Source organism: Microbacterium sp., assembly GCF_035277845.1.
In the GTDB taxonomy this organism is placed as follows: Bacteria; Actinomycetota; Actinomycetes; order Actinomycetales; family Microbacteriaceae; genus Microbacterium.
On the sequence record NZ_DATEJS010000032.1, the window covers coordinates 1 to 5,769 of the forward strand.

Below are 5,769 nucleotides of genomic sequence, written 5' to 3' on the forward strand. Positions count from 1 at the left end.
GCGCCCGCAGTTCGCTCAGGCTGGCTTCGTCGACGCTCTCCGGATTCGCCTCGGTGGTCACCTCGGCCCCGGGCGCCAGGCCGAACTCGGCGTCGATGGCCCGCAGGATGGCGCCCAGCGCGGACGGCGGCAGCAGCGTGGGGGTCCCGCCGCCGAAGAACACCGTCGCGGCCGGCCGCAGCGGCCCCCGCGCCGCGAGCACGGTGCGGGCGAGGTCGACCTCGCGAAGCAGGGTGTCCGCATACTGGTCCTGACGGGCGCCGCGCAGCTCCGACGACGTGTAGGTGTTGAAGTCGCAGTAGCCGCACCGCACCCGGCAGAACGGGACGTGCAGATAGACACCGAAGTCGGTGGCGGCATCCACCACCGCCTCGTCGGGCAGGGAACCGTCGTCCGGAGCCGGTTCCCCCTCGGGAAGAGCGGAGCCCATCAGGCGGGAGTCGAGTACAGCGGCGAGATCGCGCGCAGGTACCGCTGCGACAGCGCCCGGCGGCGGCGCTTCACGAGGAACGGCAGCAGCTTGTAGAAGAAGGATGCCGGCCGGTCGAACGCCCGCACGGTGAACCACACCTCGTCGTTCTCGTACCAGTCGACCATGAAGGACTCCTCGCCCGAGACGACCGAACGCCCGACCGTGCCCAGGGCGAACCCGACATGGTGGGAGTCCTCGGCGACGAAGATCACCCGCAGCTCGCCGTCGGCCTTGAGGCCTTTGACGCGGCCGCGCAGATGCAGCGTCGCCCCGGGGCTCACCCACGGCGTGCCGTCCGCATCGAACCGCTGCTCGGGCTCCGACTTGCTCGGGGCGATGGGGTGCCCCTCGTGATCGAAGCTCACCCCCGAGTAGACGGGGCCGGATGCCGGACGGATGTCGGTGACCGCGAGGCCGCCGTCACGCTGGGCACGCCATTCGAGCAGGGCGTCGCTCGCTGCGCGGAACCGCGCCTCGCCGCTGCCGATCCGCCACGACTCCGTGAACGGGGTGCTCTTCTCCGGCGGATACTGCATCAGATCCGCTGCCTGCGTTGCACCCACGGCGGCGTAGTCGACGGTTTCGTCTCGAAATGTCCCGCGGCGCATGACCTCCAGCCTACCGAGGAGCACTCTGGACGGTTCGTGGGAAACTCGCCGGCTCGCGGCTCAGCGCGGGCGATGAGCGGCCAGGGCGTCGCGCAGGGCCGTCTGCACGGCCGTGATCGCGCGGCTGTCCCGCGACGAGGTGCGCACCGCGGCGAAGATCTCGCGGACGGGGGCGCCCGGCAGGTCGATGAGCCGAACGGTGGCCCGGTCGCCCGTCCACACCATGTCCGGCAGCATCGCGACGGCCCGTCCCGCCGCGGCCATCCGGATATGGGTCGTGAGGTCGGTGCCCTCGAACCGGACGTCCGGGTCGAAGCCCGCCGCCCGGCACTGCTGCACGGCCCAGTCGCGCACCGCGGTGCCGCGGGGTTCCAGGATCCACGGCCGATCCGCCAGCTCGGCGATGTCCCGGGCCGGGTCGTCCGGGCCGATCGCGAGCCGCACCGGGTCCGGGCCGAGCAGCACGCGGTCGAACCCCTCGCGGAACTCGCGCGCGTGACCCGGGTACTGCTCGGCGACGACGAGGTCGAAGGCGCGGGTCGCGAGTTCGCGGAGCCCCTCCTCGGGCGACATCTCCACCGACTCGAGGCGCAGGGTCGGCTCGCGCTCGTCGAGCAGTCCGAGCGCGCGCGGGACGAGCGCCTGCGCCGCGGTCGGCATCACCGCGATGCGCACGACGGTGGGCGCCCCGCGGGATGCCGCGAGCTCGGCGTGGGCAGCCTCGTCGAGTTCCAGCATCCGGGCGGCGTGGCGCGCCAGCGTGCGCCCGGCCTCGGTGAGCCGCACCCGGCGGCCGTCGCGCTCGAGAAGCGCGGTGCCGGCCTCCCGGGCGAGGATGTCCAGCTGCTGGGACACGGTCGACGGGCTGTACGACGTGGCCGCGGCCACCTCGGCGATGGTGCCGCGCTGGGCGAACTCGTGAAGCAGCCGCAGCCGCCGGAGCTCGAAAGGACGAGCGACGTCATTCATCGACATATCCGAAGCGTACCGGCCGAAAACAATCGCTTTTCATAGTAGGTGCCGGAACTGAGACTGGAGGCATCCCCACGACGACAATGGAGTTCTCTTGACCTCTCTCGACACGGCAGCGGGCTCCCCCGCGTCCACGGCCTCCGCCGATCTCGCCGAACTCGCCGACGAAGCCGTCGCGCTCGTACGGCAGTGGCTCATCGAGAGCCGCAGCATCCCCGTCGACAAGGCCGCCAAGCGCCTCGCCGGCGTGCTGCGCGACGAGAACGGGCTCGATTTCGTGGTCGGCTTCGTGGACGGCGTCGTCCGCCCCGAGGACCTCCGGGTCGCGGCCCGGAACCTGCACGATCTCGTGCCGCTCACCCCGGCGTTCCTGCCCGCCCCGCTGCGCAGCCTCATCCGGCTCGGCGGCGCGCTCGCACCGGCGTTCCCCGGCGTCGTCATCCCCCTGAGCCGTCGCGTGCTGCGCGGCATGGTGCGCCACCTCATCGTGGATGCCACCGACGGCCGGCTCGGCGGCAGCATCCGGCGCCTGCGTGCGACCCCCGGCGTGCGGCTCAACGTGAACCTCCTCGGCGAGGCGATCCTCGGTCGGAACGAGGCCTCCCGGCGCCTCGAAGGAACCCGCCGCCTGCTCGCCCGGGACGACGTCGACTACGTCTCGATCAAGGTCTCCTCGACCGTGGCCCCGCACAGCCCGTGGGCATTCGACGAAGCCGTCGACCACGCGGCGAACGCGCTCATCCCGCTGTACCGCATCGCGGCATCCGCCCGGAGCGGGGCGAAGTTCATCAACCTCGACATGGAGGAGTACAAGGACCTCGACCTCACCCTCGCGGTGTTCACCTCGATCCTCGACCGGCCCGAGTTCCACGAGCTCGAGGCGGGGATCGTGCTGCAGGCGTACCTGCCGGACGCTCTCTCGGCGATGGTCCGCCTGCAGGAATGGGCCGCCGCGCGCGTCGCCTCCGGCGGTGCGCCGATCAAGGTGCGCGTCGTCAAGGGCGCCAACCTGCCCATGGAGATGGTCGACGCCGAAGTGCACGACTGGCCGCTCGCGACCTGGCACAGCAAGCAGGCGACGGATGCCTCCTACAAGGCCGTCCTCGACTACGCCCTGCGGCCTGAGCACACCGCCGCGGTGCGCATCGGCGTCGCCGGCCACAACCTCTTCGACATCGCCCTCGCCTGGCTGCTCGCGAACCGGCGCGGCGCCGCCGAGGGCGTCGAGTTCGAGATGCTGCTCGGCATGGCCTCGGCACAGGCGGCCGTCGTCCGCGGCACCGTCGGCCGGCTGCTGCTGTACACGCCGGTCGTGCACCCGAAGGAGTTCGACGTCGCGATCGCCTACCTGATCCGGCGGCTGGAGGAGGGCGCCTCGCACGACAACTTCATGTCCGCGATCTGCGACCTCGACGAGGACCCCGCGCTCTTCGAGCGCGAGCGCGACCGCTTCCTCGCGGCCGTGGCCACGATGCCCACCGACGTGCCGGCGCCGAACCGCACGCAGGATCGCGCCGCCGCCCCCGCCCCCGCACTGCGCGACGGGTTCCGCAACACCCCCGACACCGACCCGAGCCTCGGCGCCAACCGCGCCTGGGGCGACGACATCCGCATGCGCATGCCGGCCTCGGAGCTCGGCGCCGAGACGGCGGCATCCCACGTCATCGCAGACGCCGCGGTGCTCGACGAGACGATCCGCCGCGGCGTCGCGGCCCGTGCGACCTGGCAGGCGCTCAGCGCCGACGAGCGGGCCGAGATCCTGCACCGCGCCGGCGATGTGCTGGAGAGCCGGCGCGCCGAGCTGCTCGAGGTGATGGCCTCCGAGTGCGGCAAGGTGCTGGAACAGGGCGACCCGGAGGTCTCCGAGGCGATCGACTTCGCGCACTACTACGCGGAGCGCGGGCGCGAACTGGTGCGCATCGACGGCGCGCGGCCGAAGCCCGTCGGGATGACGGTGGTCACCCCGCCGTGGAACTTCCCCGTGGCGATCCCTGCAGGCTCCACCCTCGCGGCGCTCGCCGCCGGATCCCCCGTGATCATCAAGCCTGCGCGTCAGGCCCGACGCTCCGGCGCGGTGATGGTCGAGGCCCTGTGGGAGGCCGGCGTGCCCCGCGATGTGCTGCAGTACGTTCAGCTGGACGGACGCGAGTTCGGACGTCGGCTGATCAGCGACCCCGCCGTGGAACGCGTCATCCTCACCGGCGGCTATGAGACCGCCGAGCTGTTCCGCGGTTTCCGCACCGACCTGCCGCTGCTGGCCGAGACGAGCGGCAAGAACGCGATCATCGTGACGCCCAGCGCCGACCTGGATCTCGCCGCGAAGGACGTCGCCTCCTCGGCCTTCGGCCACGCCGGCCAGAAATGCTCGGCGGCATCCCTCGTCGTGCTCGTCGGATCGGTCGCCACCTCGGAGCGCTTCCGCCGTCAACTCGTCGATGCCGTTCGCGCCTACCCGGTCGGGATGCCGTGGGAGGCGTCCTCCCGGATCGGGCCGCTCATCGCACCGGCCGAGGGCAAGCTGCTGCGCGCGCTGACCACGCTCGACGCGGGCCAGACGTGGCTGCTCGAGCCCGAGCGCCTCGACGACGACGGCGCCCTGTGGCGCCCCGGCATCCGCGAGGGCGTCGCCCCCGGCTCCGAGTTCCACCTGACCGAGTACTTCGGCCCGGTGCTCGGCGTGATGACCGCGGAGACGCTCGAGGAGGCCATCGGCCTCGTCAACGCCATCGAGTACGGCCTCACCTCCGGCCTGCACTCGCTGGACGCGGCCGAGATCGACACGTGGCTGAACACGATCGAGGCGGGCAACCTGTACGTCAACCGCGGCACCACCGGCGCGATCGTGCAGCGGCAGCCGTTCGGCGGATGGAAGAAGGCCGCCGTCGGCACCGGCACCAAGGCCGGCGGCCCGAACTACCTGTTCGCGCTCACCGACTGGACGGACGAGCCGGTGGCCGGGGCCCCGGCCGATGCGCTGACCGATGCCGCGCTCCGTGCCGCCGCGGGCGCGTCGGTCGAGGAGCGTGCGTGGCTGAGCGGCGCACTCGCGACCGACGTCGCCGCCTGGGAGCACGAGTTCCGCACGGTCACGGATGTCACGGGGCTCCAGACCGAGCAGAACGCGTTCCGCTACCAGGCGGTGCCGGTCACGATCCGCTTCGAGGGGTCCCGGCTCATCGAACTCGTGCGCGTCGCCGCCGCCGGCATGCGCGTGAGCGCCCCGCTGGTCGTGAGCCTCGCCACTCCACTGCCGGCTGAGCTCATGTCCTGGCTGCGCAGCACAGGGGCATCCGTGCTCGTGGAGGGCGCCCCGGAGTGGGAGCGCCGAGCCGAGCGCCTGGCGAGGGAGGGCGGACGCATCCGCCTCGTCGGCGGATCGGTGTCCGACGTCGCGCGGGCCGTCGGCGGGTCTCCGGCCGTCGCGATCCACGCGGCACCGGTCGTCACCGCGGGGCGGGTCGAACTGCTGACGTTCGTCCGTGAGCAGGCGATCTCGATCTCTGCGCACCGCTTCGGCACGCCGCGCCGCGTCCCGATCGCAGCGCTCGTCGCGGGCGGTGTCACGCTGCAGCCCTGACCGGGAGGGAGGCGCGTTTCGGCTCGCTCCGCTCGCTCAACGACCGGGAGGCAGACGCGTTTCGACTCGCCGCGCTCGCTCAACGACCGGAAGGCAGACGCGTTACGGCTCGCTCCGCTCGCTCAACGACCGGGAGGCAG

At 72.3% G+C, this 5,769-nt stretch carries 4 protein-coding genes; 1 reads left to right on the forward strand and 3 read right to left on the reverse strand.

The window, feature by feature from the left end; genetic code table 11:
• The 3 genes from VJR25_RS01095 to VJR25_RS01105 all read right to left on the reverse strand — a co-directional run.
• A partial coding sequence (locus tag VJR25_RS01095; protein ID WP_324111638.1) for a radical SAM protein occupies nt 1–430 on the reverse strand: 430 nt, incomplete at its 3' end.
• Nucleotides 430–1,080 carry a DUF1990 family protein gene (locus VJR25_RS01100; RefSeq protein ID WP_324111640.1) on the reverse strand — a complete coding sequence of 217 codons (651 nt, stop codon included), beginning with the start codon at nt 1,078–1,080 and terminating at the stop codon, nt 430–432. The genes VJR25_RS01100 and VJR25_RS01095, both read right to left, overlap by 1 nt.
• Nucleotides 1,081–1,140: 60 nt before the next feature.
• A complete protein-coding gene (locus VJR25_RS01105; RefSeq protein ID WP_324111642.1) occupies nt 1,141–2,049 on the reverse strand; it encodes a LysR substrate-binding domain-containing protein in 909 nt (302 codons plus the stop codon).
• Nucleotides 2,050–2,146: 97 nt separating this feature from the next.
• Here VJR25_RS01105 and VJR25_RS01110 point away from each other — a divergent pair, with 97 nt between their 5' ends.
• Nucleotides 2,147–5,629, forward strand: coding sequence for a bifunctional proline dehydrogenase/L-glutamate gamma-semialdehyde dehydrogenase (locus VJR25_RS01110; protein WP_324111644.1), 3,483 nt, complete (start codon nt 2,147–2,149; stop codon nt 5,627–5,629).
• Nucleotides 5,630–5,769 lie beyond the last annotated feature (140 nt).